Source organism: Lacinutrix sp. MedPE-SW, assembly GCF_001874145.1.
Lineage (GTDB): Bacteria > Bacteroidota > Bacteroidia > Flavobacteriales > Flavobacteriaceae > Lacinutrix.
This window is the reverse complement of record NZ_MPCX01000010.1, coordinates 83,064-107,199: the sequence shown is the minus strand read 5'-3', so window position 1 is coordinate 107,199 and position 24,136 is coordinate 83,064. Positions and strand designations below refer to the sequence as shown.

At 28.4% G+C, this 24,136-nt stretch carries 27 protein-coding genes; 5 read left to right on the top strand and 22 right to left on the bottom strand.

What is annotated here, in order from left to right:
- Positions 1-91: 91 nt before the first annotated feature.
- The 3 genes from BM549_RS10600 to BM549_RS10590 are packed head-to-tail and all read right to left on the bottom strand — an operon-like array spanning position 92 to position 1,946.
- Positions 92-1,336: an oligosaccharide flippase family protein gene (locus tag BM549_RS10600; protein ID WP_290470246.1), complete on the bottom strand. Its 1,245-nt coding sequence runs from the start codon at positions 1,334-1,336 to the stop codon at positions 92-94.
- A 24-nt stretch (positions 1,337-1,360) separates the two neighbouring features.
- A complete protein-coding gene (locus BM549_RS10595) occupies positions 1,361-1,639 on the bottom strand; it encodes a hypothetical protein (RefSeq protein WP_290470245.1) in 279 nt (92 codons plus the stop codon).
- 28 nt (positions 1,640-1,667) lie between these two features.
- On the bottom strand, positions 1,668-1,946 hold the full coding sequence (locus BM549_RS10590; RefSeq protein WP_290470244.1) for an STAS domain-containing protein: 279 nt from the start codon (positions 1,944-1,946) through the stop codon (positions 1,668-1,670).
- Between the two features lie 151 nt (positions 1,947-2,097).
- Here BM549_RS10590 and BM549_RS10585 point away from each other — a divergent pair, with 151 nt between their 5' ends.
- The gene (locus tag BM549_RS10585; RefSeq protein ID WP_290470243.1) at positions 2,098-4,158 is read left to right on the top strand and encodes a tetratricopeptide repeat protein; all 2,061 of its coding nucleotides are present in this window, start codon (positions 2,098-2,100) and stop codon (positions 4,156-4,158) included.
- 529 nt (positions 4,159-4,687) lie between these two features.
- On the opposite strand, the gene BM549_RS10580 is transcribed toward BM549_RS10585, so the two are convergent.
- The 17 genes from BM549_RS10580 to BM549_RS10500 form a co-directional block, all read right to left on the bottom strand.
- A complete protein-coding gene (locus BM549_RS10580; RefSeq protein WP_290470242.1) occupies positions 4,688-7,288 on the bottom strand; it encodes a T9SS type A sorting domain-containing protein in 2,601 nt (866 codons plus the stop codon).
- Between the two features lie 126 nt (positions 7,289-7,414).
- Positions 7,415-7,858, bottom strand: a complete 444-nt coding sequence (locus tag BM549_RS10575; protein ID WP_290470241.1) for a CAP domain-containing protein — start codon at positions 7,856-7,858, stop codon at positions 7,415-7,417.
- 186 nt (positions 7,859-8,044) lie between these two features.
- Positions 8,045-8,758, bottom strand: a complete 714-nt coding sequence (locus BM549_RS10570) for a LytTR family DNA-binding domain-containing protein (protein ID WP_290470240.1) — start codon at positions 8,756-8,758, stop codon at positions 8,045-8,047.
- 12 nt (positions 8,759-8,770) lie between these two features.
- A complete protein-coding gene (locus BM549_RS10565; protein WP_290470239.1) occupies positions 8,771-9,088 on the bottom strand; it encodes an Hpt domain-containing protein in 318 nt (105 codons plus the stop codon).
- A gap of 1 nt (position 9,089) precedes the next feature.
- A complete protein-coding gene (locus BM549_RS10560; protein WP_290470238.1) occupies positions 9,090-10,139 on the bottom strand; it encodes an ATP-binding protein in 1,050 nt (349 codons plus the stop codon).
- Entirely contained in the window at positions 10,139-11,272 is a 1,134-nt protein-coding gene (locus tag BM549_RS10555; protein ID WP_290470237.1) for an FIST N-terminal domain-containing protein, read from the bottom strand. The genes BM549_RS10560 and BM549_RS10555 overlap by 1 nt, the downstream gene beginning before the upstream one ends.
- 3 nt (positions 11,273-11,275) lie before the next feature.
- The gene (locus BM549_RS10550) at positions 11,276-12,469 is read right to left on the bottom strand and encodes an ATP-binding protein (protein WP_290470236.1); all 1,194 of its coding nucleotides are present in this window, start codon (positions 12,467-12,469) and stop codon (positions 11,276-11,278) included.
- Positions 12,469-13,008, bottom strand: coding sequence for a heme NO-binding domain-containing protein (locus tag BM549_RS10545; protein ID WP_290470235.1), 540 nt, complete (start codon positions 13,006-13,008; stop codon positions 12,469-12,471). Before BM549_RS10545 ends, BM549_RS10550 begins: the two co-directional genes overlap by 1 nt.
- Positions 13,008-13,421 carry a response regulator gene (locus BM549_RS10540; protein WP_290470234.1) on the bottom strand — a complete coding sequence of 138 codons (414 nt, stop codon included), beginning with the start codon at positions 13,419-13,421 and terminating at the stop codon, positions 13,008-13,010. Before BM549_RS10540 ends, BM549_RS10545 begins: the two co-directional genes overlap by 1 nt.
- Before the next feature lie 126 nt (positions 13,422-13,547).
- Positions 13,548-13,820 (bottom strand): hypothetical protein, encoded by a 273-nt coding sequence (locus BM549_RS10535; protein WP_290470233.1) that lies wholly within the window; start codon positions 13,818-13,820, stop codon positions 13,548-13,550.
- A gap of 126 nt (positions 13,821-13,946) precedes the next feature.
- Positions 13,947-14,312 carry an MmcQ/YjbR family DNA-binding protein gene (locus BM549_RS10530; RefSeq protein ID WP_290470232.1) on the bottom strand — a complete coding sequence of 122 codons (366 nt, stop codon included), beginning with the start codon at positions 14,310-14,312 and terminating at the stop codon, positions 13,947-13,949.
- A 20-nt stretch (positions 14,313-14,332) separates the two neighbouring features.
- On the bottom strand, positions 14,333-14,467 hold the full coding sequence (locus tag BM549_RS10525; RefSeq protein ID WP_290470231.1) for a hypothetical protein: 135 nt from the start codon (positions 14,465-14,467) through the stop codon (positions 14,333-14,335).
- A 136-nt stretch (positions 14,468-14,603) separates the two neighbouring features.
- On the bottom strand, positions 14,604-15,215 hold the full coding sequence (locus tag BM549_RS10520) for a DUF4230 domain-containing protein (protein ID WP_290470230.1): 612 nt from the start codon (positions 15,213-15,215) through the stop codon (positions 14,604-14,606).
- A complete protein-coding gene (locus BM549_RS10515) occupies positions 15,215-15,961 on the bottom strand; it encodes a cyclase family protein (protein WP_290470229.1) in 747 nt (248 codons plus the stop codon). Before BM549_RS10515 ends, BM549_RS10520 begins: the two co-directional genes overlap by 1 nt.
- Before the next feature lie 116 nt (positions 15,962-16,077).
- Positions 16,078-17,205 carry a radical SAM family heme chaperone HemW gene (gene hemW, locus BM549_RS10510; protein ID WP_290470228.1) on the bottom strand — a complete coding sequence of 376 codons (1,128 nt, stop codon included), beginning with the start codon at positions 17,203-17,205 and terminating at the stop codon, positions 16,078-16,080.
- A 6-nt stretch (positions 17,206-17,211) separates the two neighbouring features.
- Positions 17,212-17,766, bottom strand: a complete 555-nt coding sequence (gene ruvC, locus BM549_RS10505) for a crossover junction endodeoxyribonuclease RuvC (RefSeq protein ID WP_013869953.1) — start codon at positions 17,764-17,766, stop codon at positions 17,212-17,214.
- A complete protein-coding gene (locus BM549_RS10500) occupies positions 17,767-18,396 on the bottom strand; it encodes a cell envelope biogenesis protein OmpA (RefSeq protein ID WP_290470227.1) in 630 nt (209 codons plus the stop codon). It abuts the gene before it with no gap.
- Positions 18,397-18,475: 79 nt separating this feature from the next.
- Between BM549_RS10500 and BM549_RS10495 the strand changes: the two genes are divergently transcribed.
- Genes BM549_RS10495 through BM549_RS10480 form a run of 4 tightly spaced genes read left to right on the top strand, consistent with a single transcriptional unit; the run spans position 18,476 to position 22,244 of the window.
- A complete protein-coding gene (locus BM549_RS10495; protein ID WP_290470226.1) occupies positions 18,476-19,447 on the top strand; it encodes a hypothetical protein in 972 nt (323 codons plus the stop codon).
- On the top strand, positions 19,444-20,568 hold the full coding sequence (locus BM549_RS10490; protein WP_290470225.1) for a glycosyltransferase: 1,125 nt from the start codon (positions 19,444-19,446) through the stop codon (positions 20,566-20,568). Before BM549_RS10495 ends, BM549_RS10490 begins: the two co-directional genes overlap by 4 nt.
- Before the next feature lie 51 nt (positions 20,569-20,619).
- Entirely contained in the window at positions 20,620-21,510 is an 891-nt protein-coding gene (locus BM549_RS10485; RefSeq protein WP_290470224.1) for a hypothetical protein, read from the top strand.
- A complete protein-coding gene (locus BM549_RS10480; protein ID WP_290470223.1) occupies positions 21,510-22,244 on the top strand; it encodes a Bax inhibitor-1/YccA family protein in 735 nt (244 codons plus the stop codon). The genes BM549_RS10485 and BM549_RS10480 overlap by 1 nt, the downstream gene beginning before the upstream one ends.
- On the opposite strand, the gene BM549_RS10475 is transcribed toward BM549_RS10480, so the two are convergent.
- Complete coding sequence (locus BM549_RS10475; RefSeq protein WP_290470222.1) at positions 22,241-22,717, bottom strand: hypothetical protein; 477 nt, start codon at positions 22,715-22,717, stop codon at positions 22,241-22,243. The genes BM549_RS10480 and BM549_RS10475 overlap by 4 nt on opposite strands.
- A 92-nt stretch (positions 22,718-22,809) precedes the next feature.
- Entirely contained in the window at positions 22,810-24,132 is a 1,323-nt protein-coding gene (locus tag BM549_RS10470) for a M56 family metallopeptidase (protein ID WP_290470221.1), read from the bottom strand.
- Positions 24,133-24,136 lie beyond the last annotated feature (4 nt).

Genomic DNA, 24,136 nt, shown 5'->3' with positions numbered 1-24,136 from the left:
TTAAACTATTAAAACAATAGGCTTAACAAATAAAAAAGGCTGTGATAAATATCACAGCCTTCAACCAAAATAAACTAAAAAACACTCAATTTTATTGTTTCGATTTAGAATCGAAAACAAAAAAACTAACCTGTATTGTAAGTAGTAATGCCATTGCAATTATTTGCATATGAACTACTTGTTCTAAACTTTCATGAAAGAATATTACTAATCCCATTTGCAGCATACCAAAAACACCAGAAATCACTACAGGAATAAATCTGTCTAAAGACAAGTAGTAGTATGCAAATATGTTTGATATGGCAAACAAACCAGTTGCTAATGCGTATTTCCATAATAATGGAGCCATTGCTAAATAGCTGTCTCCAAATAATAATGTTATGGCTGTTTCTGGAAATAAAGCACAACCTATTACTATTGCTGTTGCAATTGCCGCTATATAACCAACGTATTTAAATAATATTGGAGCAGTTGCTTTTCCTTCTTTTTTAAGTTGAACTACTGTTGGTAACAATAGCATTACAAACATCCAAGCTATGAAGTAAACAATACGACCTATTAAGGCTAAAGATGCATATAATCCAGCATCATAAGAATCGAAATAATGCTTAACTAATAAGATGTCACTATTGTTTATGATAATTTGAGTAAACTCGTAAAATGCAGTAATAATAAAAAAGCTTTTGACTTGTTTTGAGTGGCTTTTATCTATTGCAATGGTATTTTTAAAGTTGATGTTCTTAAATTTAAAAGGCACTAAACCAAATGCAAATGATATTAAAATACCTACTGCAATTACTACAGACGATTGTATATTAAATAAGAAGATTAATCCTAAAGTGATAATTAATCTACTTAACATTTCTGCTTGATAGGTAATCGATAAAGACTTGAATTCTTTTTTACCTTGAAACACACCTCTATTTACACTCATTAAAAAATATAATGGGACTCCAACTCCAAAAATGGTAAACATGCTAGAAGATGACGTATTAAAAACAGCTTGTAATTGTTTTGCAAACACGATAATTAATGCTCCAAAACCTAAGCCTACAATAGTTGCATGTTTATAAATTTTATATATAAAGTTTGTGAAGGTTTCGTTTTCAAAAACGACTGAGAATTTTGCAGTTACTAATTGAAATGTCATTGCCACAAAAGACAACACTAATAAAAAGGTAATTAATACTGCTGCATCTGCAAATTGTGCCGGACCTAAAACACGACCTAAAATAATATTGTATAAATAGTTGCCTCCATTAACAGCTAATACGCTTAGCATAAATAATTGTTCTGGAGAAAGTCTCTTTGGCAATGTAAAGGTTAAAGCTTGCATGATAAATTGGGTTTAAATTTTTGTTTAGGCAATATTCATAAATTGAAAATCTTCATAAATCTCTTCGCTTCTAGCTCCTTCTACAAAAAACATAGTATTATCTAAAATTGCATTTTTGTACATTTCTTTAAAAGCAAACATTGTTGCAGGATCTATATTTTTCAAATCTTCAATATTTAAAGTCACATTTTTATAAGAGTTAAGAATAAAACTAAAATGTGTTATAAAATTTTTAAGACTAGAGGTGTTTAAACTTCCTTCTAAATAAACTGTATTGTCCTGTTGTGTTATTGTAAATGCCATAATATTTATTTTTTAGTGTTCTATTTTGTTATACTATATTATTTGTTAAAAACTCTTCGTATAAATCTTTACAACCTATACCTACAATTGAAAAAGGTTTATTCCAACGTTTAGAATTTTCATAAATAGATTTCAAAGCATCTACACCGCTTGCATCTATTTCTGTTACGTTATTAATATCTATGGTTAAATTTTTAAGACAATTTAAAGTCATATTAAAATGAGTTTTAAAATTACTAGCTGTTGCTGCATTAATTTTTCCTTTTACTGTAAAGGTGTTTTGGTGTCTTAAAATAGTTAGTGCCATAAGTAATTTTTTAATAATATTAGTTGTTATTTCTGATACAAAGATGCGATGTAAACCTCTCAAAGTCTGTTGAATTTCGATGAGTAGACAATTGCTGTAGATGAATGAATGGATTTGATTGCTTAACTTGCAAATGATTTAAAATCAGAATATGAAATTCAAATCTATACTCCTACTTACCTTTTTATTAACTGCTGTTTTTGGCTATACTCAAGATATGCAAGAAGGCTTTACTTATCTAGAAACTGGAAAGTTTGCTAAAGCTGAAACTTTTTTTGAAACTATTTTAAATGAGTATCCTAAAAATAAAACTGCAAGACTTTGTTATGGCCGTGCTGTAGGATTAAATGGTAATCCTGAAAAAGCCAACCAACTTTTTATGTATTTACTTCATGATTACTCACAGGATTTTGAAGTAAAATTAAATTATGGCGAATCTTTATTATGGCTAAAACAATTTGATACTGCTAAACGCTTTTTTAAAAACTTAGTTGAAGAAGATCCTAATAGCTTTCCTGCACTATTAAGCTATGCCAATACATTATCTAATTTAAAAGAGTATGAAAACGCATTAAAATATGTAGATAAAGCATTAGATGTTTTACCTGGCAACCCAAATGCATTAACCTCTAAAAAATACATGTATTTAGGTTATGCCTATCAAAAACAACAATTGCAAAAATACGATGAAGCAGAGTCTTTACTTAAAAAAAACCTAGTACTTTTTAATAATGACAGAGACACTTTACTAAATTTAGCAAACTTATATTTAATTGCAAATAGATTAGATGATGCAGAAACTACATATAATTTATTAGCGACAAAGCCAGAAAATAAAATTACTGCATTAAACGGTTTGGCTTTAGTATCTCACTTAAAAGGAAAAGAAAAAGAAGCCTTGCAATTAAGTACTCAAGCTTATAACAGTTTAGAAGCATCAACAGATGCTACACTATCCCAAAAAACTACAGAACGTTATGCACAGGCTTTAATTTGGAATAAAAAATATAAAACTGCAAACACACTTATTGAAAATTTAAAGGAAACAAAGTCAAACGAAAATTGGCTTTTAGCTTTAAGAGCAACTCTTAATATATATAAAAGTGACTTTAAAAAAAGCGTAATAGATTACAATCAAATTTTAGTTAATGATAGCACTTCGTTTGACGGAAACTTAGGTAATGCAAATGCATTGAAAGCATTAGGTAAATATGAAGAAGCTTATACATCTGCCGAAAACACTTTAAAATTTTACGACAACCAGAAAGATGCCACTAACTTTATTAAAAATTTAGATAATACGTTTACACCTTTTTATGAAGGCAAAGCCTCATACTCTTTTGATAATGGAGATAACGAAGCTTATGCGTTTAGTAATAATTTAGAGTTTCCGTTTTCAACAAAACTTAAAGCTATAGCAAGTTATAATTACAGAAGCACAACAAATCCTGTAACTAATAATGATGCAACATCAAATGATTTTAGTTTAGGTTTATCTTACCAGTTATTACCTAATGTAACTTTTAAAGGCACAGCAGGTATCACCTCTGCAAAAGCAACTACTAACGATTATACACAACTATTAACAGATGTGTCTTTTAATATTAAACCCTTTAAATTACAAGACTTAACTATTGGTTACAAACGCGAATTACAAAGCTTTAATGCCGAATTATTAGATCGTGAGATTGTACAAAATAACTTTTATGCTAATTATAGCTTAAATACTAATTTTAACTTAGGTTGGTTTACTCAATATTTCTACACCAAACAAAGTGATGACAATGCTAGAAATTTATTATTTACATCTTTATACTATAATATTCTACCTAAACCATCACTTAAAGCAGGTATTAACTATCAATACATAACCTTTAAAAATCAAGTACCAACCATTTACTTTTCTCCAGAAAAATTTAATGCTGCAGAAGTATTTGCTAATATTATTAAAGATGAAAATATTACTAAACCAAAAGAATGGTTTTACGAGTTAACAGCTGCTACAGGATTACAATATATTGAAGATGATAGTAGCCAAAGCACATACAGAGTACAAAGTAAATTAGGCTATAAGTTTAGCGACAGATGTTTAGCAAACTTATTTGCTACACGAAGTAATATAGCTTCAGCTACTGCTGCTGGATTTACTTTTAATGAAATAGGCGTGCGCTTTAAATGGTTATTATTTAAAAAGCCTGTTTTTAGAAAATAGCAATTACATATTCTTAATCATCTTACTTTACAAACCTATAGTTTTATATGTTTTTAAGCCGCTATCGACCTTCAAAACAACAAGTTGACACATAACTTATTATAAAATTTTCGTTGTTATATAGAATATGAGGCTTATAGCTAAGCTAGGCTGTATTAAAAACAAATGAAGCGCAATCAATCAAAATAAGAGCGGTTGATATGCTTCAAATAACTCGCCTAAAACCAGACATGTACTTATAAAAAATGCTTTTATTCTGTTCAAAAACTCACAAAATATAGTTCTAAACTATTAGCCAGGACCAAGATTTAATTTAATAATAACTGCTATAATTCATAATTTCAGTCAAAAATAATTAGAATAAAAGTTTGCAGTAAATTTATAATGTTATTGCATAGAAAACAGTTTCTAATTAACAAAAAAGAGGCAAAAGATTACTCTTTTGCCTCTAGTAGAAACTATAATTTGCTATTTATTAGTCCTTGAGTTTCTACTTATCAATCAATCAAAAAAAACACTAAATGAAATGTTACTTAACTAGTAACTTTAAGGGATTGTAAGGTGTTTTAGAACTTATTAATTTACATATATATAAACCATCGCTTAAATTGTTTTTATTTATACTTATTTGGTTTTTTCCTATTGTTGTTTTTACAATTGTATTGTAAACTTCTTTACCTAGTTGATTATAAATTACAAGTTGTACTTTATCATTAGAAGTAGCATTAAAAACTATGTTAGACGAATCTATCATTGGATTAGGGAATGCAATAATAGTATTATCATTTATTTCAAATTCATCTACATTTAAAGTACTTCCTCTAGAGAAACGTACATCTTGTAAATCCATTTCTTTAGTTTGACTTGTTCCATCTTCACTTACCATTGTAAATACAATTGTTACGATATCGTTAGGTTCTAAAGGTGTATTTAAAGATGAAGTAAAGTCTTCGAAAGATATTGCATGATTTTGCAGAGTATCTGTTAATAATACTGAAACTTTATGTTGCTCATTCCAGTTTGTAATACTTTGTTTAACTAAAGTAATTTCTAAATTTCCATTTCCTTTTGCATTAAACTTTAAGCTACTAAAATTTGATAAATCAACTGCTTTAAATCGAGGTGTTAAAGCTCTATAAGCAGCAAAATAAGTGCTTGTTGTTGCATTTAGTAAAACGTTTCTTTCTATAGGAAAATCCTCATTCTCAAAACTTGTTGTGTTTTGTGTTACTTGATAATTATTTACAGTAGTGCTAGGTTGAGCATCATCAACTCCCCAAGGACCATCAGACATAAACAAATCATCTGGAGTATTAATTCCATCTCCAATTCTAAAACCGATATCAAATAAATTTCCTGTATCAACAGATAGTTCTGTGATATAGTTTTGTTCTAAATTTATGTTTGTAGAGGCATAGTTAAAACTATCTGTTTCTGTTGTTCTAAAGCCAGAATCAAAAGCAACATCGTTTGTAGCATTTGTATTTATTATTTGAAGATCTAAAGCGCCATTTATATACTTACCTTTTCTAACAAATACTGTTGGTGGCGAAGAAATTTGGTAGCTAGAAATGGTTTTTTCATTATCTAATAAATTTAAAACTTCTTGAGCTAAACTATATAAATCGTCTATAGAGTCTGACCAGATTTGAAAATTATAAAAGGTCACATTATCTTCATATAAATCTAAATTCCAGTGGCTTTCTATTTCAAAATTAGCATCATTATTTACAACTTTTGCTGAAAGACTTAACACGTATTCAAAGCTACCATCGGCATTTTTAATTATAGATTTTATAAAAGATTTATTGTTAATATCTATGGTTGAAACTGAGATTAATTCTGCTCCCAATAGCCTATCACAAATGTATTTTGTGTGTTCATATACTCCATTTTCTGTTTTTAATGCTAAAATTGAAGCTATTGAAGCATTGTTTTGCATATAATCTACAGAGTAAACTTCTGTTGCATTTGTAATATTTAATAAATCTTGTGGTGTTGAGTCTATAGCATAATCTTCATTAATTGTAGTTAATGGGATAAAATCTTGTAATTGAAAACCTGTAAACGAGCTTCTTTGAGTTACATTAGTTTGTGGTGTTACACGTTTTGCTGTGCTTTGGTTAAACTTATAACTGTTTCTAGCACGGTAAAAGTTACGTTTATTTATTGCTTCAGATAGTCTTCCATTACTTTCTAAACCACCATCGTTAGCAGTTGTTGGTGGAGCAATAATAGCACAAGTACCAAAACCAGAACATGAAGGATCTTCACAATCTATTAAACCATCACCATCATCATCTATACCATTATCACAAATTTCCTGTAATACTGGAGCTGTTGGGCAACGTGCACCATCATTACTTGCACTTGATGGCCCAAATGCAAATAAATTAGAATCCATAATATTTATGCCATCTAAATCTTGAACGCTTTGTATAACATATATGGTTCCCGTTTGGTTTGCCGAAACGTAAAAACGACCATCGGCATCAAAATAAACCGCTCCATAAGTGTAACCTAAACCAGATAAAATTGGAACTACTCCTAAAGGCGTTACAACACTTGTTACAGGATTAATACGGTATAGAATATTAGTGTTTTTTTCTACAGCATATAAATTACCATCAACAGCATTAAATGCCCAATCATGAATGTTTATATTTTGAGATAGTGTTTCTGTAGATAAATATTGTGTATATGTTGGTGAATTCGGGTTTAAGTCTACTTTAAAATATGATGTTCCGCCAGATTTAAAATAATAAATACCATTAGCGCTTATATCTCCAACGTATTTATTTCCAGTAGTAAGTTCTGGAATTGTAAATGTTGTTGTTTGAAAGTCTTTACCAATTCTAACAATAGTTTGCGATGGAGAACTTAAATAACCCCAAATAAAACCATCTGCAGGATTGTAAGCTGCTGCATTAATGTTTCCAGAGGTAATATCTGTAGCTGCTAAAAATGAATTTCCAGATGCTAAGTCTATTGCATAAACATCGTTATATTGAAAAAGATATGCACTATAATCGCAATTAAACGGAATGTTTTGAGCTTGGTTATTTAAACTAAACAAAACTACCATTAAGGTTAGTACTGCTTTAGTTATAGTAGGTAATTTTATATTCATGATTTGTTTATATTCTTTGTTATAAGACAAATTTACTTTAGAAATAAGCCTTAAAATTTGTTTTTCGATTGTTGCTTTTTATGTGTAGACGAATGGTAGTTTACTGTAGATGATTGATTTTTAAGGTTATAGTTTTACATAAATGTTTGTAAAATAATTTTTACCGTTTTCGTCTTGTTTTGTAGAAATACCAAAATTTGTAAATTCTGGATTTATTATATTTTGTTTATGTTCTTCGCTATTTAGCCAAGCATTTACAATGGACTGTGCATTTGTAAAACCAAACCCAACATTCTCTGAAACTTTAATTGCGTTGATGCTATTTTTTAGATTTTGAGATCGTAAATAAAAAAAATCGTGACTTGGTTTTCCTTGATTTACCATATAAGCATTGTGAGATAATGCTTCTTCTGACACTTTATTTATTAAACCCAAAGTATTTAAACCAATAGATACACGGTAATTATTTATTATTTCTATTATTTCGTAGTCTATAGATTTATATTCTAGCTGCTTAGTAGTTGTTGATGTATTTAATGTATTTGTAGGTTCTTCTACGGAGCAAGACATTAAAACACTGCATATAAGGGCTGATATTAACATTAATTTTTTCATCGTAATTGGTTTGTTTGATGACAAAACTATTGTTAAATAGAAGTGCTAAAGTTCTTTTTCGATTAGCTAGTTTAAAACTATCGGTAGATGGACATTTTGTGTAGACAAATAATTTAAGCTTTTATAAAAATGCTAGAATTATTAAAGTAGATTTAAACGCTTCATTAACTCTGGTCTGTTTGAGCGGCTTACTGGTATTACATCTTTTTTAATAAGTACACTATTATCTTCTATATCTATAATTTTTTTTGTGTTAATTATATAAGATCTGTGTACTTTTAAAAACAAACTATCTGGTAGTTTTTCTGCAATTTTTTTTAAAGTGGAGTGTACTGTATAGTTTTTTGTTTCTGTTTTAACTTGAATATAATCGCCTTTAGCTTCAACTAGATATATACTTGGAATATCTATTTTAATTAATCTCCTGTCAATATTTACATATAAGTCGTTACCTGAAGTAGTTTCAACTTTTTCTGTATTAGTTTCTTTTAAAGAAGGTGATTTTTGCTTTGCTTCAGCTTTATCTATTGCTTTATTAAAGCGTTCTTGAATAATTGGTTTTACAAGATAATCTACAATACAATCGTACTCGAAAGCTTGTATAGCGAAGTTAGGGTCTGATGTTGTTAGAATAATTTTAGGTGGATTTTTAAGTGTTTCAATAAAATCAAAACCTGTAAAATCTGGCATATGTATATCTAGAAAAATTAAATCTACTTCATTTTGGTTTAGATACTTGATGGCTTGCATTGCATTTGGAAACTCATCTAAAACATTTAGAGTTGGTACATTTGAGCACAATTGAGAAATAATCATTCTAGCTGTAGCTTCATCATCAATAACAATACAATTCATAAAAAAAATAAATTAAAGCGTCTCTAAATAGTTGGATATAGTTTTTAATATCGTTTCAAACTCTTCTTTTTTGTTGGTACTACCTTCTAATAAGTTATTTTCATAAGTAACTGCTATATCGTAACTTTTTTCAAGCCCTAAAATACTAATTTTATGTTTAAGTTTATGAACATTATTTGCTGCTAGAGCAAAATTATTTGCATTAAAATTTTCAAAATAGATTTGTTTCTCTTCTGGAAATTCTTTTTTAATAACTTCTATAAGTTTTTGCTTAAATATCTCGTCTCCACCAGATAAGCTGTTTATATAGGTTTGATTGGGTTGTTCCATTTTAAGATTTTTTAATTGTAAAATAAAAAGTAGTTCCAATTTTTATTTGAGATTCTACCCAAATTTTTCCACCGTAAAGTTCTACGATTTTTTTTACGATTGACAAACCTATTCCTGAAGATTCTGGATTATTTTCTAATTTTTCAAAGGTTTTAAAAATTTTATCATAATAGGCTTTTTCTATACCTTTTCCATTGTCTTTTATATAAAATTGCCAATAGTTATTTTTCTCAACTACACCTATATTAACAATACCTTTCTTTTTATCATTATATTTAATTGCATTAACAATCAAGTTTTGAAACAACTGTTGTAATCTATATTTATCGCCTTTTACCGTTGGTAAATTTTCTTTTATAACTTGAAAGTTATTTGGAATGTGTATTGTGTTTAATATATTATCTAATAACATATTTAAGTCTACATTATAAACTTCTATTTGATTTTTACCAATAGTTGAGTATTCTAGAATACCACTAATTAGTTTATCCATTTTATCTACATTATTTCTAATTAGATTTAATGTGTTTTTACCATTATCATCAAATACATCTTTATAGTCCTCAGTCAACCAGGCGGTTAAAGTATCTATACTTCTTAATGGTGATTTTAAATCGTGAGAGACCATATGCGCATAATCACTAAGTTCCTGATTTTGATGTGCAAGCTCATTTAGCATTAATTGCTTTTGCTTGTTCATTTTTATAATTTCTTTGGTTTGATTGTCTATAAAATCTACCAAATTAGAACCTGTGATTTCAACATTCTCTGTATTGTCATCTTCTTTTAAATTATAGTACTTAAGTGTATTAATTACGCTTTGTAATTTACTTATAACTTGCTTTTGCTCTTCTGCTTCGTTTTTTAGTTTTGTATTTGCTGCATATAACTCGTCTGAGCTTATAGCCATTGCGCGTTGAATCATAGTAGATTGTTCATCGAAATTATTGTATGAACTATCTATAGCTTTAAGAAACGTAGTTAACTCACTATTGTTTTTTAAATCTTCACTTAAATATTTTCGTATTTGTCTCTTTAATAAAGAATTCATTATTCGCTAATTAGCGTTATTGTCATTGTTTGATTATGTAATTGGCAAGCTACTTCACCATGAAATGGAGCAATTTCTCCATAAGAATAAAAACCAGTTATTGCGGTATTGTCTCCTATAACCTCTATGACCTCTTCAATTTCTTCTTCTACTCGTTGATCTAGTACTAGCTTTCTACCTATGCAGCTTACTAATAATGCTAATTCTGTTTTATTTTTTCTATTCTCTAATGCTTGTTTTGCTGCGCGTTCTGATGCATTTGCAATATTATCTACATTAGTCATCATGAGTTGTACTTTAGAGTTTTCTTTAATATCTCCTGCCAAAATTACTGCGTTCTCTGCTTCGTCTATATTTAAAATAGAACGCACTATTGATTGTTTTTCGTTTGTAGATGTAACGTTTAATGGATATAATAATGCGGCTCCAGGTAAATCTTTAGATTTTTCTCCTAAATAGGTTTTGTACAAATCTAAGGCAGGCTTTCCATCTAGCTCAAATAATATATTGTCTTTAGATTTAGTTACTATACGCTCTGGTCCAAAAGGTGTCCAACCACCATGAATAGAGAATGAAATTTCTAAAGTTTCGCCATAAAAACCAATAGCGACAAGTTCTCCTTCTTTAGGATTTTCGTTATATGATGCTAATGTTTTTTCAAAGCGTTCATCATCTCCACATAAACCACCGGTTATTAAAAGGTTATTTTTTGTGGCATCACTCATACCCTTTGTTAATTGGCTTCCGTTTATAAAGCTACCTTCAGATAATACTAAAACATATTTTAAATCGTCTTGAGGTAACTGTTTTATTAAATCGTTTCCTGTTTTAAAGCTATCTAAATTTGTATTTAAAATATTACTAGTTTTAATTTGAAATGTACTTTTTTCAAACTCTATTGCTGTTACAGTAATACTATTTTGATTAACAGTATCTGAAGAAATTTCTGCGCATGATGATGCAAAAACAATGTGGCCATCTAAAAAAAGTTCTCTTAGTTCTTTATAAATGGTATCACTTTCTAACATATACCTATTACCAAACACCAAAACTAAAGGAGATTTTAACTCTTGTTTTTCTTTAATATACTCCCAATCTTTATTTTTATATTTTACTAACTGTACTACTTTCATTTTTTATTTTTTTAATGTGAAATAAAAGGTTGTTCCAACATTTGGTTCACTATCTAACCAAATTTCACCTTCGTGTAGATTGACTATTTTTTTAACAATAGATAATCCAATTCCTGTAGAATCTTTACTCTTTTTTAAAGAATGAAATATTTTGAAAATCTTTTCGTGAAACTGTTTTTCAATACCTATTCCATTATCTTTAATTGAAAATTTATAATGACTATTTACATCTTCTACATCTATAATAATTGTGCCTTTTTCCTTATCTATAAATTTAATAGCATTACTTATTAAATTTTGAAACAATTGTTGAAGTTTTGTTTTATCTCCAGTAATATTTGGTAAAATATTAAGGCTTTTTATTTCTATATTTTCTGGCACGTATAAAATACTTACAAGTTGGCTTACTAAACCGTTTAAGTCTATTTCTTCTCTTAATGATGTATCTGAGCCTACACTAGAGTAATTTAAAACATCTGTAATTAGCTGCTCCATTTTTTCTAGGGTTAACTCTATCAACTCTATATTTTTAAGGCTTGCCTTATCTAGGCTATTAATATTATCTTCTTTTAACCAACTTACTAACGCGTGTATACTGCGTAAAGGCGATTTTAAATCGTGTGAAACTATATGTGCATATTCTTGTAGCTCATCGTTGCTTTTTTCTAATTTACTAAGAAGCTTTTCTTTTTGTATTTCTAAATTTTTAAATTCTGTAATATCTCTAACAATACCTTGAGCTGCTACTGGATTTTTATCTTTGTCAAAAATTACGCTTGCGTTAATATGTACCCACTTAACTTCTTTAGATTTGGTATATACTCTAGCTTCATAATCTTTAAAATAGCCATTGCTTTGTAATTGCATAAATGACGTTATAGCATACTCATAATCTTCTTTATAAATAAGATTTATAACATTTACACTTTCTCTTTCTATATCGAAACCAAATAATTTTGTAGCTGCTTCGTTAAATTTTATAATGTTTCCTTGTAGATCCATTACAACGTATGCATCTATAATGTTTTCAAAAACACCTTGCAGTTGAGACGACTTCTCGTCTAGTAATTGTTCTAACTTTTGTGAAGTAAAATATAATTCTCTTGACTTTTCTTCAAGAATTTTTTCGGCAGCTTTTCTCGCTGCCTTTTCTCTTTTTAATGCGCGTTGTAGTATTTCTACTTGATCTTGACTCATTAATTTTTATTAATAACAAATCTCACTTCTGTACCGTCTTCTTTAATTTTTTCTAATTCTATTGTTGCTGTAGAATTAAAATGTTCAAACGTTTTATTCATTAAACCTAAGCCAAAATGATGCATTGCTCTACTAGATTTATATACCATTATAAGGTTGTTATCTGTTTTTTCTATAACTTCAAATGTTGGTAATTCTGCATCTGGATAAATTTTTCTAACTTCAACATGAATGTGGTTTTCTATTGATGAGATCATTTCAATAGGATCTTTATAAGTTGCTAAAAGACCAGGATAACTATTTTCTATCACACTAAAAAAATGCTCTGCATATACTAATAATAAATTATCTATAGATATACCTGTATTTTTACTTAGATGTTCTAAAAGTTGTAGCATTTCAGAAAAACTATAAGTACCAACCGCAGTATAAATACCATTAGACTCGAGATTAGAGCTTGAAATAATATTATCTACCATTTCTAGACCAAACTTATCTTCAACTAATTCTAAAAATTCTGTAAATACGATGCCTTTCATTATACTTTTATTAACTCGTTAATACTCCAATATGCTAATAATTTATCGATTTTAGAAACATAATCTTCATATTTTAAAGGTTTTATAACATAACCTGCTACGCCTATTTTATAACATTCTAATAAGTCTTTTTGATTGTTAGATGTTGTTAAAATAACAGTTGGTATGTATTTTAACACGTCGTTATTCTTTAAAATATTTAAAAATTCAATACCATTTATTTTTGGCATGTTTAAATCTAATAAAATTATATCTGGTAAACTGTCTTTTTTTTCTAAAATTTGTAATGCTTCTTCTCCATTATTAGCTTCAATAATTTCATGATTTAATTCTAATTTAGAAATTGTTCTATTCAATTTCATAATTTCAATCATATCATCTTCGATAAGAAGTATTTTAAGTTTTGTTACCATTATGAGGGTTTTTATTGTAGACAAATTTAGCTAGTATGTATTAGTTTACTGCTTAATTTCGATTAAGCCCTATCTAGTGTAGACGGATAACGTTTAAGTGTCGACGAATGGTAATTTAAAAACATATTATTTACAATACTTAATAGATTGTATTGTTTTGTTTTGTGCTTGTGCTTTTATGTTGTTTAATTCTTGTAAAAATTTTAATGAGTATATGTGTGTTAATGAATTATCTAAATGCATTTCTAATCGAGAAATAAACTCTAACTGTTTTAAGTTAGTTTTTAAAGCTAACTCATAATCTTTTTTTAAGATATTATGAGTTGAGCCTTTTACTAAAGGTGCAGTTGATTGTGTTGTATTTAAATATTTTAAAAAACCTGTGTGTAAAAAACTCATTACCATAGTGTTGTGTATTGCATTAATTTCTTTACAAAACTAACACTGAGGTTAAAGATTTTTTTATTATTTCGATACTTACCACCTTAACGACGATAATTAGCAATTATGTATCGACGAACAAAATTAGAAGCCTAACTCTTTTTGCTTTTTTTTAGACATTGTTTGTACAACCATTGTATAAGAGTGATCTATTAGTTTTAATATTAATTCTGGTTGTAATTCTGCTTTATAAAGATGTATAGTATTCCAATGTTTTTTATTCATATGAAATGCAGGCTCTACACTTCTATTTTCTGCTCTTAACTCTATAGAATATTCTGGTTTTGCTTTTAAGCTTATAGCTGCTAAACCTTGTTCCCATTTCTCTAAAGGTACTAATGCAAACATTTTGTCTGCAACTTTAAATACTAAGGTGTTTTGATCAAATGGAAAAGTCTCAATTGTATGTGGTTTATTAAGACAGTAATCGCGTATATATTGAATATTCATTAAATAAATTTACAGAAAATCTATTTATCTTCTAAAAGCTTATCTTTTTTTGAAGTTATTTTTGGTGATTTGATGGCTTTTGGTTTTGAATTCACATTAGTGTAAATATCTAAACTCTCTAATACTTCGTTAATGTAAGTTATAAATTTTTTCATAACATGATTAATTTAGGTTAAGTTATAAATCTATAATAATAACAATTGAAACATTTTTATTAGTACCCAACATCATTAAAATTCGCTTAAAAGTAAAAAAACATAGACAAACCGCAGCTTTTACCGCATAAAATACTCAGTTTTTCAACTCCTTAACAACCTCACTACCAACCTCTAAAGCAGAGTAGTCTAATTTCCAGCCTATAGTTTGTACAATACCTTCTATTAATAAAACAGATTCTAAAGCTTCTTTTTTTGCTATTTGAAACAAGCCACTTTCTGGCACTTTATCCCTAATATGCAACTTTGCTTCGTTATGTAATGCTGTTAAATCGTTTGCTTGAAATTTATTGAAAATACCGTCTTTTTTGTCGTAATATTTTAAATTGGTTTCTATAGATAATACCTCTGGTTTTGGGAAATGCTTAAGCGTCACTTTTTTTGTTTCTGGATTTGCATCCATATCTATTTTAGATAAATCGAAACCAACATATGCTTTTGCATCAATAACTACTAAGGCTTTTTTTCTACTTGAAACAAGTTTTAAAAAACGCTCTTTTACATCTTCATAATGGTAAATTTCTGCAAAGTCACCTTCAACAGTTATAAACTTACACACCTTTTTTATTTTATCTAATAAAATAACCGATTGTGACTGTGCTAGTTTTTTGCTTTGTATGTGTTTTATATAAGTGTTTACTCCTAATGCAGCTATAACTCCAAATATGATTGAAAAAATAATATCCATTATTCTATTTTGTATAATATAGGTTTACTTGGTGTAGCATCGTTTACAAAAGGTGCTATTTGAAAGTTTATAATATAACTACCATCTTTTACTTTGTTAGGCACATAAATAAGCTCTGTAATGGTAGATTCTTTTCTTATTTCACCATTTACATTCCAAAAAGCTTTGTGTGCCAGTAATTGCCCGTTATCCTTTTCTTTGTCTACACTTGGTAAATCTATAAGTAAATGTTTAATTCCTTTTTCTCTTAAAAACACAGCTGCTTCCTCTGTTAAATACGGCCAATTGGTATGCGAATACTGCCTAGACTTTTTATCTTTTGTATTTGGCATACTTCTAATAATGATGGCTTCTGGCTTTTTTCTTTTTAATAAAAACTGAATTTGTTTTTTTGATATCACCTCATCTTCTCCAACAACTTCTGGCGCAACACTTATTAACTCTGCAGTAAACATAAAACGCTTAAAGCATTTATTTACGTTATAAACCTCTTTAGTAATATGGCCAACACTTTCTGTGTGCGTTCCATGTGCATGAGGATTAAAACTTATGTTATTAAAGTTAATATCTGCTCCTTGTGCCACACTTGCAATCCACTCATCTACTTTAACCGGTTCTATTTTTGGAGCATTAACATACCATGCGTTTACATTTTTTTCTGAAGCGCGTAATGGCATAGAAATATCTAGTGGTTTTGATAAATCTATTTTTATTTTTTTTGAATTTATTTGTATTGTCGCTATCATTGTTTTTTAAACTTTTTTTGTAGACGTTTTGGTTGTTGCTAAATTAATTAAAAAAGAAATTTTCAAGCTTATAAATTTAAAAATCCCTAGATGGTTTCTATTTTAAAATACGAAATTTAATTTAACATAAATAAATCGCTAGCAATACCATCACTTAAAAACTTTCCTTTTTTGGTTACAAGAAGTTTATTGTTTTCAATATAAAGTAATTGCTCTTTAATAAATTTTTGAGCTTGTTTTAATAAATAAACTTTAAAATGTTCACCAAAATCTGAATCTATTTTTTGTATTGAAACTCCCCAAACAGTACGTAAACCAGTCATTACATACTCGTTATATTGATCTGTTATTGTTAGCGTTTCAATTTCTATTGGTAAGGTATTATTCTCTATAGATTTTATGTATTTGGTATTATTTCTAACATTCCAGCCACGTTGTTTACCATTAAAAGAATGTGCCGATGGACCTATACCAATATACGGTTTACCTTGCCAATAAGCAGAGTTGTTTTTACTAAAAAAGCCTTCTTTTCCAAAATTAGAAAGCTCATAGTGTATAAAGTTATTTTGAGCTAATTTTTCTATTAAAATATGAAATTGCTCTTGGGCTAATGCATCGTCTACATTATCAATTATTCCTTTTTTTATAAACGATGCTAATGCTGTTTTAGGTTCTACAGTTAAAGCATAGCTGGATATATGGTTAACACCAAAACTTAATGCAATAGCTATATTCTCTTCCCATTCTGCATGTGTTGTTCCAGGAATACCGTAAATTAAATCTAAAGAAATATTATTAAAATACTTAGTCGCTTCTACTAAACAGGATTTAGCTTCACTTGAATTATGAGCTCTATTCATGAGTTTTAAATCTTTTTCATGAAAAGATTGTATGCCTATAGACAACCTATTAATTGGTGAATGTGATAGCTTAATTATTTGCTGGTTGTTTAAATCGTCTGGATTAGCCTCTAAGGTTATTTCAGGATTATTTATAACTTCATAATTACTATAAACCGCATCAATAATCTTGTTAATTTCTAAAGTAGATAAAAGCGATGGTGTTCCACCTCCAAAATAAATGGTTTCTACAGTTATATTATTAAACTCGGTTTTTCTTATTTCTAATTCTTTAATTAAAGCATTAATTAGCTCATCTTTCTTCTTCATTGAGGTAGAAAAATGAAAATCGCAGTAGTGGCAAGCTTGCTTGCAAAATGGTATGTGAATGTAAATTCCAGACATTTATTTTTACTTTTTCACGCGCTTTTCATTTTGCTTAACAAAAGCACTCCAACCAGAATAACTTTTGCCAATTTCAACACGTCCTTGGTTGTAAAAATGACAAACAGCAGCTCCTAAACCATCCATAGCATCCAAGTTTTTTGGAAGTTTTTTTATACCAAGCATACCTTGCAGCATTTTTGCTACCTGTTCTTTACTTGCATTTCCATTTCCTGTTATTGCCATTTTAATTTTTTTTGGAGCGTATTCTGTTACTGGTATTTCCCGAGACAAACCGGCAGCCATTGCGACGCCTTGTGCACGACCAAGCTTAAGCATACTTTGTACATTTTTTCCAAAAAAAGGTGCTTCTATAGCAATTTCATCTGGATGATGTGTATCTATTAATTCTATAGTACGTTCAAAAATTAGTTTTAGCTTTAAATAATGATCGTCGTATTTTTTTAAGTCTAGCTCATTAAGTTGTAAAAAATGCATTTTTTTATTTACCACTTTTATAAGTCCAAAACCCATAATTGTGGTTCCAGGATCGATACCTAATATAATTTTTTCTTCTGCCATTTAATTACAGGTTACACAACCGCTTAAAGATATTGCTACACCAAAAGTAAGCGTTGCAACATTACCGTTAAAAGAACCTAAACCAGATTCTACATTTTCAAAATCACTGCTAAAACCATAGATATAAGAAACATCGGCAAAAACATTTACAGTTCTAGATACGTAATGATGTATTTCTATTCCTGCCATTGCATTTAAATAAGACACATCATTGTCTTTAAAATCACCTAGAGGTTTTACCATAGAATATCCTGGACCTATATGCCCAACTAAAGTTACGTTTTGTGGTAAAAAATAAAAAACCTGAGACGTATCGTAAACCAACTGCGCATTTATGCGCGTGTAATTAATTTTATTTTCAAACAACTCATTTTCAACACCAAAACGATTGTAACCTAAATCTAACTTAACACCATATTTTGGAGTAAACATTCGCTGTACTCCCAAATTTATAGTCGGGAAATTTACTGTATTACCTTCAAAACCTTCAACAAAACCACCTTGTGACGGACTGTTTAATCCTAAAGCAATTAAGGCTTTCCATTTAGCTGTTTCTTTTTGAGAAAAACCATAGTTAACGAAACAAAATAACAATATAAATGTACAATAGTATTTAAATGAAGTCTTCATTGGGTAATAATTGATTTAATTTGTAGTCTAAAAAAATAAGACTCATTCTATAGAATCCTGAATCAACTTCAGAAAAAAAATGAATTACTCTTTACCCTACAAAACTAAGCAATTCTTTTTTGCACTCATTAAATTGAGTATAGTAGTTGGTGCATTCTATTTTATTTATAACAAATTGGCTAATAATGGAAATTTAAAATTTAGTACATTCTTCACTTTTTTAAACGAAAACGCTTTTTTTTCGGCTAAAAACGTATTTTTTCTGTTGGTTTTAAGTTTATTTAATTGGTTTTTAGAAATTTTAAAATGGAAACAATTAGTTTCAACTATTAAAAAAATATCGTTTTTTGAAGCAACAAAACAAACCTTAGGTTCTTTAACTGCTTCTTTATTTACACCAAATCGTATAGGAGAATATGGTGCAAAGGCTATATATTTTGTTAATAGTTATAGAAAAAAAATCATGCTTTTAAACCTTGTTGGCAATACTTTACAAATGGTTGTTACAGTAGTTTTTGGGTCTATTGGCTTATTACTATTTACAAGTACTTACTCAATAAATATAGATGTTTATCGTATTTTACGAATATTAACTTTAGGTGTTGTTATTATAGTTTTTTTTATTTTAGGTGTTAAGCAAACTAAATATACTATTAAAGGTTTTTCCCTTAATAAGATTTTTCTTTTTTTAAAAAATCTTCCTGTAAAAGTTAGTTTTTTAGTCACTGTATTTTCAATATTTCGTTATGTATTATTTTCATTTCAATTTTATTATTTACTCTTACTTTTTGGTGTAAATATGCATTACCTCGATGCTATGGTTATAATAACTACTATGTATTTATTAACATCTATTATACCAACACTCTTTATTTTTGATGTTGTTGTTAAAGGTAGTGTTGCAGTTTTCCTTTTTTCTTTTACTAGCATAAGCACGCTTACAATATTATCTGTAATTACAACGATGTGGATTTTAAACTTTGTAATACCAAGTGTGGCAGGTTGTTATTTTGTACTTACTTTTAACCATAAAAAGCAGCTAAAACCATGATAATTCTAGCTATTATTATTACAAGTATTTACCTGTGCTTTATTGGAGCGTTACTTTATGGCTTTTACCGAATTAATATTTTTAATACTGAAAGAACTAAAAATAAAACCACTTTTTCTATAATTGTCCCGTTTAGAAATGAAGCCAAAAACCTTAAGATTTTATTAGATTCTATCGTAAAATTACAATATTTAAAAACACACTTTGAGATTCTTTTTGTTGATGATGATTCTACAGACAATTCTGTTACTATTATAACTAAGCATTTTAAAAACCAAGAGATAAATTTTAAAATAATTAAAAACAACAGGAATTCTAATTCTCCCAAAAAAGACGCTATAACTTCTGCCATAAATAATGCAAAAAACGATTGGATTATTACTACAGATGCCGATTGCCAACTACCTGTTTTATGGCTAGACACTTTTAACGCTTTTATTTTAAAAACAAAAAGCAAAATGGTTATTGCTCCAGTTGCCTACCATAATACAAACACATTTATACAACAATTTCAATTAATAGATTTTTTAAGTTTAATGGGAGCAACCATTGGAGGCTTTGGTATAAATAAACCATTTTTATGTAATGGTGCTAATTTTGCTTATTTAAAATCATGGTTTCTAGATTTAAAGGGTTTTAGTGGAAATGAAAATATTGCAAGTGGTGATGATATTTTTTTGCTTCAAAAGGCAATTGAAAAAGACAAAACGGCTGTTAATTATTTAAAATCTAAAAATGCAATTGTAAAAACCAAAGCGCAACCAACAGTATCAACATTAGTTTCTCAACGCAAACGTTGGGCTGCAAAAACCTCGAGTTATAACTCTATATTTGGTAAAGTAGTTGGACTAATTGTTTTATTAATGAATGCTACTATAGTTATTAGCCTCGTGTTAAGCATGCTTCAGTTGTTTTCTGTAAGAGCATTAATTTTTATTTTCGTCCTTAAGAGTATTATAGATTTTCTCTTAATTTATAAGTCTGCAGATTTTTTCAGTCAAAAAAAACATTTATCTGGTTATATATTATCAGCATTTATCTATCCTTTTTTTACTGTTTACATTGCTTTAATTTCTATGTTTTCTAAATACAAATGGAAAGGCAGAACTTTTAAAAAGTAAGTACAAGTTCACTTAAAATTTATACATTTACATAGAATAACCTACTACATTATGAAAAAAACAATCTCATTTCTAAGTCTTTTTTTAATTAGCATTATAACGTTTGCTCAACAAACCTATATGTTTGAAAGTGAAAACCTAACGCTTAAAACTGAAGCTAATGGTACTTTAGATTTGCTTTGGAATACTTTTAACGGTAAATACAGATACTTTATAAAAACCGAAGACAATACACTTATAGAACTAAAAAATACTAAAGGCGATAATAAAAAATACAAAGAGGAATATAAGCAGGTATTAAGCGATTTAACACTTATGGATGCTTCAAAAACTAAATTAACTACATATAGTCTTAAAAACTTTATAAACCAATATAACGCTGCTAAAGACGTGAATTATGTAGTAAATGATGATACTGCTAAACTAAAATTACGTTTAAGTGTTTTTGGCGGTTTAACTAATAATCCTTTTGTAAAAAACCCAAACTTTATTAGTAATAAAGATAATGAAACTGTTCCCTTTTTTGGTGCAGAATTAGAAGTTGCAGCTAACAAACCTTCAAGACATTCTGGTTTTTTAAATATGCGTTATAGTACTAGTAGTGATGATTTTGATTATGCTGCTTTTCAATTGGCTTTAGGTTATAGATTTAAAATTATAAACACCTCTAAGTTTAGTATTTATGCTCAAACAAAATTTGCAACTTTAACAAGCTCGAAAACAAATAGTACAATTCAAGATCCTAATGATGCTTCTAATGTTATAATAATTGAAAATTCTGGAACCTCTTTCGATGTTCCTTTTATATTTGGTATTGGTACAGATGTTAAGCTAGGAAACGGTTACTTAACCTTTGTTTACGATTCTCTATTTGCTTTACTTATTGATAATGAAGACCAATTTCCTTTAGACTTTGCCTTAGGTTACAAATTTAATTTATAGTGCGTTTATTAAACAATACATCTAATCCTATATTTTCAAATTATTTTTGGAACGACCGCAAAACGGCCAATGCAAAAATGACTGTTACTGGCATTTTAATTAAAACTTTTTTAATGCTAACTATCACTACAACTATTGTAGTAGGTGTTTGGAAACTACATACTAGTGGCACCAATATAAAATGGTTTGGCACTGGTGGCATGATAGCTGCAATTGTTATTAGTATTGTTTTATCTGTACGCCAACATTGGGCACATTTTTTAGTGCCATTATACGCTGTTGCTAAAGGGTTTTTTCTTGGTGGCTTTACCGCTTTTGTAAAAGTACATTATCCCGAAATGCCATATCAAGCTATTGGTGTTACTATAATTACTTTTTTTACAATTTTATTTTTATACCAAACCCGAATAATTGTAGTAACAAAAAAGGTTAGAAGCGTAATTATTACAGTATGTTCGGCAATATTTTTAGTGTATTTAATCTCATGGATTTTAAGCTTTTTTGGTATTCGTTCTTTTATTTGGGGAACCAGCTGGATTGCTATTGGCTTTAATATTGTCGCTGCTACCTTTGCCGCTTTATCATTTTTATTAGATTTCGATTTTATAGAACGCTATAAAAATAAAGCACCAAAGTATAAAGAGTGGCTTGCCTGCTATGGTTTACTTGTAACTATAATATGGCTTTATGTTGAAATCTTACGTTTAATGAAAAAGTTAGCAATTAGGTTTTAATTAGCTTCTATAATTATTGGTAACTTAAACTCTGTTTTTACTGGTTGATTGCGTTTAATTGCTGGATAAATTTTTGGTAAAGTATTTAAACTTTTAAAAAGCATGTTTTCCAGTTCTGGTATTTGCACTAAAATAGAATCGTTTATACTTATATCTTTTATATTTAATTGGCCAGTTTCTGAGATTTGAAATGCCAAAATAACCGTATCATTTATATCTTTTGAAACTATAATTGTTTCTTCTTGCAAACTTGAAGTAATATGCTGCGAGAGTGTATTTATAAAACAGTTTTTTTTTGTGTCTTTAGTATTTAAAGTATCGCATGAAACAAAAGTTGGATAGGTATCAACATCGCTCCAGTTAAAGGTTTTAAGTTCTTCTTTTAAAATATCTTCTGAAGCTATTTTTTTTGCATTAAAATATTCACACGACGTGGCGCAAATAATTAACAATAAAACAAGTACTCTTTGCATAACTATAAACAAAGTTGAAAAGTACAATTAATTATTTTAAAAATAAAAACCGAAGACTATGCTTCGGTTTTAAATTATAAAAATCATCTTTTTTATTCTTTAACTACAAATTTTATAGGCAGAAAGAATGCGACGTTAACCACTTTGCCATTTTGTTTTCCAGGAATAACATTTGGTATTAAACCTATTACACGCTTTGCTTCTTCTTTTAATTCTGGGTGCGGTGCTTTTACATTTACCTTTTCTATTTTGCCTAATTTGTTTATTGTAAATGAAACATCTATTTTTTGTGAACCAACTAGACCTAGTGTTTTACCAAGAGAAGAGTTAAAATTATTAGCAATAATTTTATTTAAATTATTTGAAAAACATTTTCTCAATTCGTCATTAGTAGTCAAAGTTTCACATCCTGGATATTTTGGCACTTCGTCTATTTCATAAAATGAGGCAACCTCTTCTATTTCTAAAATTTCTTCTTCAACTATTTCGTCTACAGCATTTTTAGAGTTTGAATCTAATAATTCATCATTTGTAGTTTTTTCTTCATTAGCACAAGAAGTATATAATAACATTCCAAAAATTACTGGAACTAATAAAAGATACTTTAATACGTTTTTTTGTTTTGATTTTTGTTTACTTAACATAATGATTCGTTTTTTGATTAATGATTGTTTAAAAAATGGATTGATAAATGATACTTTTTTAGTATCGAAAACCTGAGATAGCAAATTTTGATAATAAAAAGTTTTATTACTTGACTTAACAGCTTTAAAATCTGCTATAAATTCATGTAAATTGGCAATTCTATTTTGATACAAATAAATTAGAGGATTAAACCAAAAAATGATTTTTAAAATTTCGAAAAACAACAAATCTATACTATGTTTTTCTTTTACATGTTCTAGCTCGTGCGCTATAATTGTTTGTTTTTCTTCTGGATAAATTTTATCTCCAATAAATATATAATTGAAAAAAGAATAGGCTGTTTTACTATTTATAATCTGAATTAAAAAAGCTTGTTTAAATTTAGTTTTAGGGCTTTTAAAAACTAGAATTATAAGTCTAGATAGCTTAAAAACAAATAGTATTAATGTTATTACACTACCTAAATATATTATATGTTCCCAATGGAATGTGAAACCAGAAGGCACTTTTGTTAAGTCTGTTTTTGTAATAGTTCCTGCAACAATTTCTTTTTGACCTATTATTATTTCTGGAAGGCTCAAAACATAATCTTGCGGTATTATTTTATTGAAGCTATTTATTTGTAAGAAAGGTAAAATTAACGATAGAACTGCAGTAAACAACAAGTAGATTCTATTACAATTAAAGAATGTTTCATTTTTAAAAAAAACATCATACAGCATTAAAAATAATAGCTGAAAAACAACGGTTTGTAAAATATAATATAGCATCTTT

Excerpts from the sequence above, each read along its gene's own strand:
- BM549_RS10600 (WP_290470246.1), bottom strand. The coding sequence starts at position 1,336 with ATGCAAGCTTTAACCTTTACATTGCCAAAGAGACTTTCTCCAGAACAA.
- BM549_RS10595 (WP_290470245.1), bottom strand. The coding sequence starts at position 1,639 with ATGGCATTTACAATAACACAACAGGACAATACAGTTTATTTAGAAGGA.
- BM549_RS10590 (WP_290470244.1), bottom strand. The coding sequence starts at position 1,946 with ATGGCACTAACTATTTTAAGACACCAAAACACCTTTACAGTAAAAGGA.
- BM549_RS10585 (WP_290470243.1), top strand. The coding sequence starts at position 2,098 with ATGAAATTCAAATCTATACTCCTACTTACCTTTTTATTAACTGCTGTT.
- BM549_RS10580 (WP_290470242.1), bottom strand. The coding sequence starts at position 7,288 with ATGAATATAAAATTACCTACTATAACTAAAGCAGTACTAACCTTAATG.
- BM549_RS10575 (WP_290470241.1), bottom strand. The coding sequence starts at position 7,858 with ATGTCTTGCTCCGTAGAAGAACCTACAAATACATTAAATACATCAACA.
- BM549_RS10570 (WP_290470240.1), bottom strand. The coding sequence starts at position 8,758 with ATGAATTGTATTGTTATTGATGATGAAGCTACAGCTAGAATGATTATT.
- BM549_RS10565 (WP_290470239.1), bottom strand. The coding sequence starts at position 9,088 with ATGGAACAACCCAATCAAACCTATATAAACAGCTTATCTGGTGGAGAC.
- BM549_RS10560 (WP_290470238.1), bottom strand. The coding sequence starts at position 10,139 with ATGAATTCTTTATTAAAGAGACAAATACGAAAATATTTAAGTGAAGAT.
- BM549_RS10555 (WP_290470237.1), bottom strand. The coding sequence starts at position 11,272 with ATGAAAGTAGTACAGTTAGTAAAATATAAAAATAAAGATTGGGAGTAT.
- BM549_RS10550 (WP_290470236.1), bottom strand. The coding sequence starts at position 12,469 with ATGAGTCAAGATCAAGTAGAAATACTACAACGCGCATTAAAAAGAGAA.
- BM549_RS10545 (WP_290470235.1), bottom strand. The coding sequence starts at position 13,008 with ATGAAAGGCATCGTATTTACAGAATTTTTAGAATTAGTTGAAGATAAG.
- BM549_RS10540 (WP_290470234.1), bottom strand. The coding sequence starts at position 13,421 with ATGGTAACAAAACTTAAAATACTTCTTATCGAAGATGATATGATTGAA.
- BM549_RS10535 (WP_290470233.1), bottom strand. The coding sequence starts at position 13,820 with ATGAGTTTTTTACACACAGGTTTTTTAAAATATTTAAATACAACACAA.
- BM549_RS10530 (WP_290470232.1), bottom strand. The coding sequence starts at position 14,312 with ATGAATATTCAATATATACGCGATTACTGTCTTAATAAACCACATACA.
- BM549_RS10525 (WP_290470231.1), bottom strand. The coding sequence starts at position 14,467 with ATGAAAAAATTTATAACTTACATTAACGAAGTATTAGAGAGTTTAGAT.
- BM549_RS10520 (WP_290470230.1), bottom strand. The coding sequence starts at position 15,215 with ATGGATATTATTTTTTCAATCATATTTGGAGTTATAGCTGCATTAGGA.
- BM549_RS10515 (WP_290470229.1), bottom strand. The coding sequence starts at position 15,961 with ATGATAGCGACAATACAAATAAATTCAAAAAAAATAAAAATAGATTTA.
- hemW (WP_290470228.1), bottom strand. The coding sequence starts at position 17,205 with ATGTCTGGAATTTACATTCACATACCATTTTGCAAGCAAGCTTGCCAC.
- ruvC (WP_013869953.1), bottom strand. The coding sequence starts at position 17,766 with ATGGCAGAAGAAAAAATTATATTAGGTATCGATCCTGGAACCACAATT.
- BM549_RS10500 (WP_290470227.1), bottom strand. The coding sequence starts at position 18,396 with ATGAAGACTTCATTTAAATACTATTGTACATTTATATTGTTATTTTGT.
- BM549_RS10495 (WP_290470226.1), top strand. The coding sequence starts at position 18,476 with ATGAATTACTCTTTACCCTACAAAACTAAGCAATTCTTTTTTGCACTC.
- BM549_RS10490 (WP_290470225.1), top strand. The coding sequence starts at position 19,444 with ATGATAATTCTAGCTATTATTATTACAAGTATTTACCTGTGCTTTATT.
- BM549_RS10485 (WP_290470224.1), top strand. The coding sequence starts at position 20,620 with ATGAAAAAAACAATCTCATTTCTAAGTCTTTTTTTAATTAGCATTATA.
- BM549_RS10475 (WP_290470222.1), bottom strand. The coding sequence starts at position 22,717 with ATGCAAAGAGTACTTGTTTTATTGTTAATTATTTGCGCCACGTCGTGT.
- BM549_RS10470 (WP_290470221.1), bottom strand. The coding sequence starts at position 24,132 with ATGCTATATTATATTTTACAAACCGTTGTTTTTCAGCTATTATTTTTA.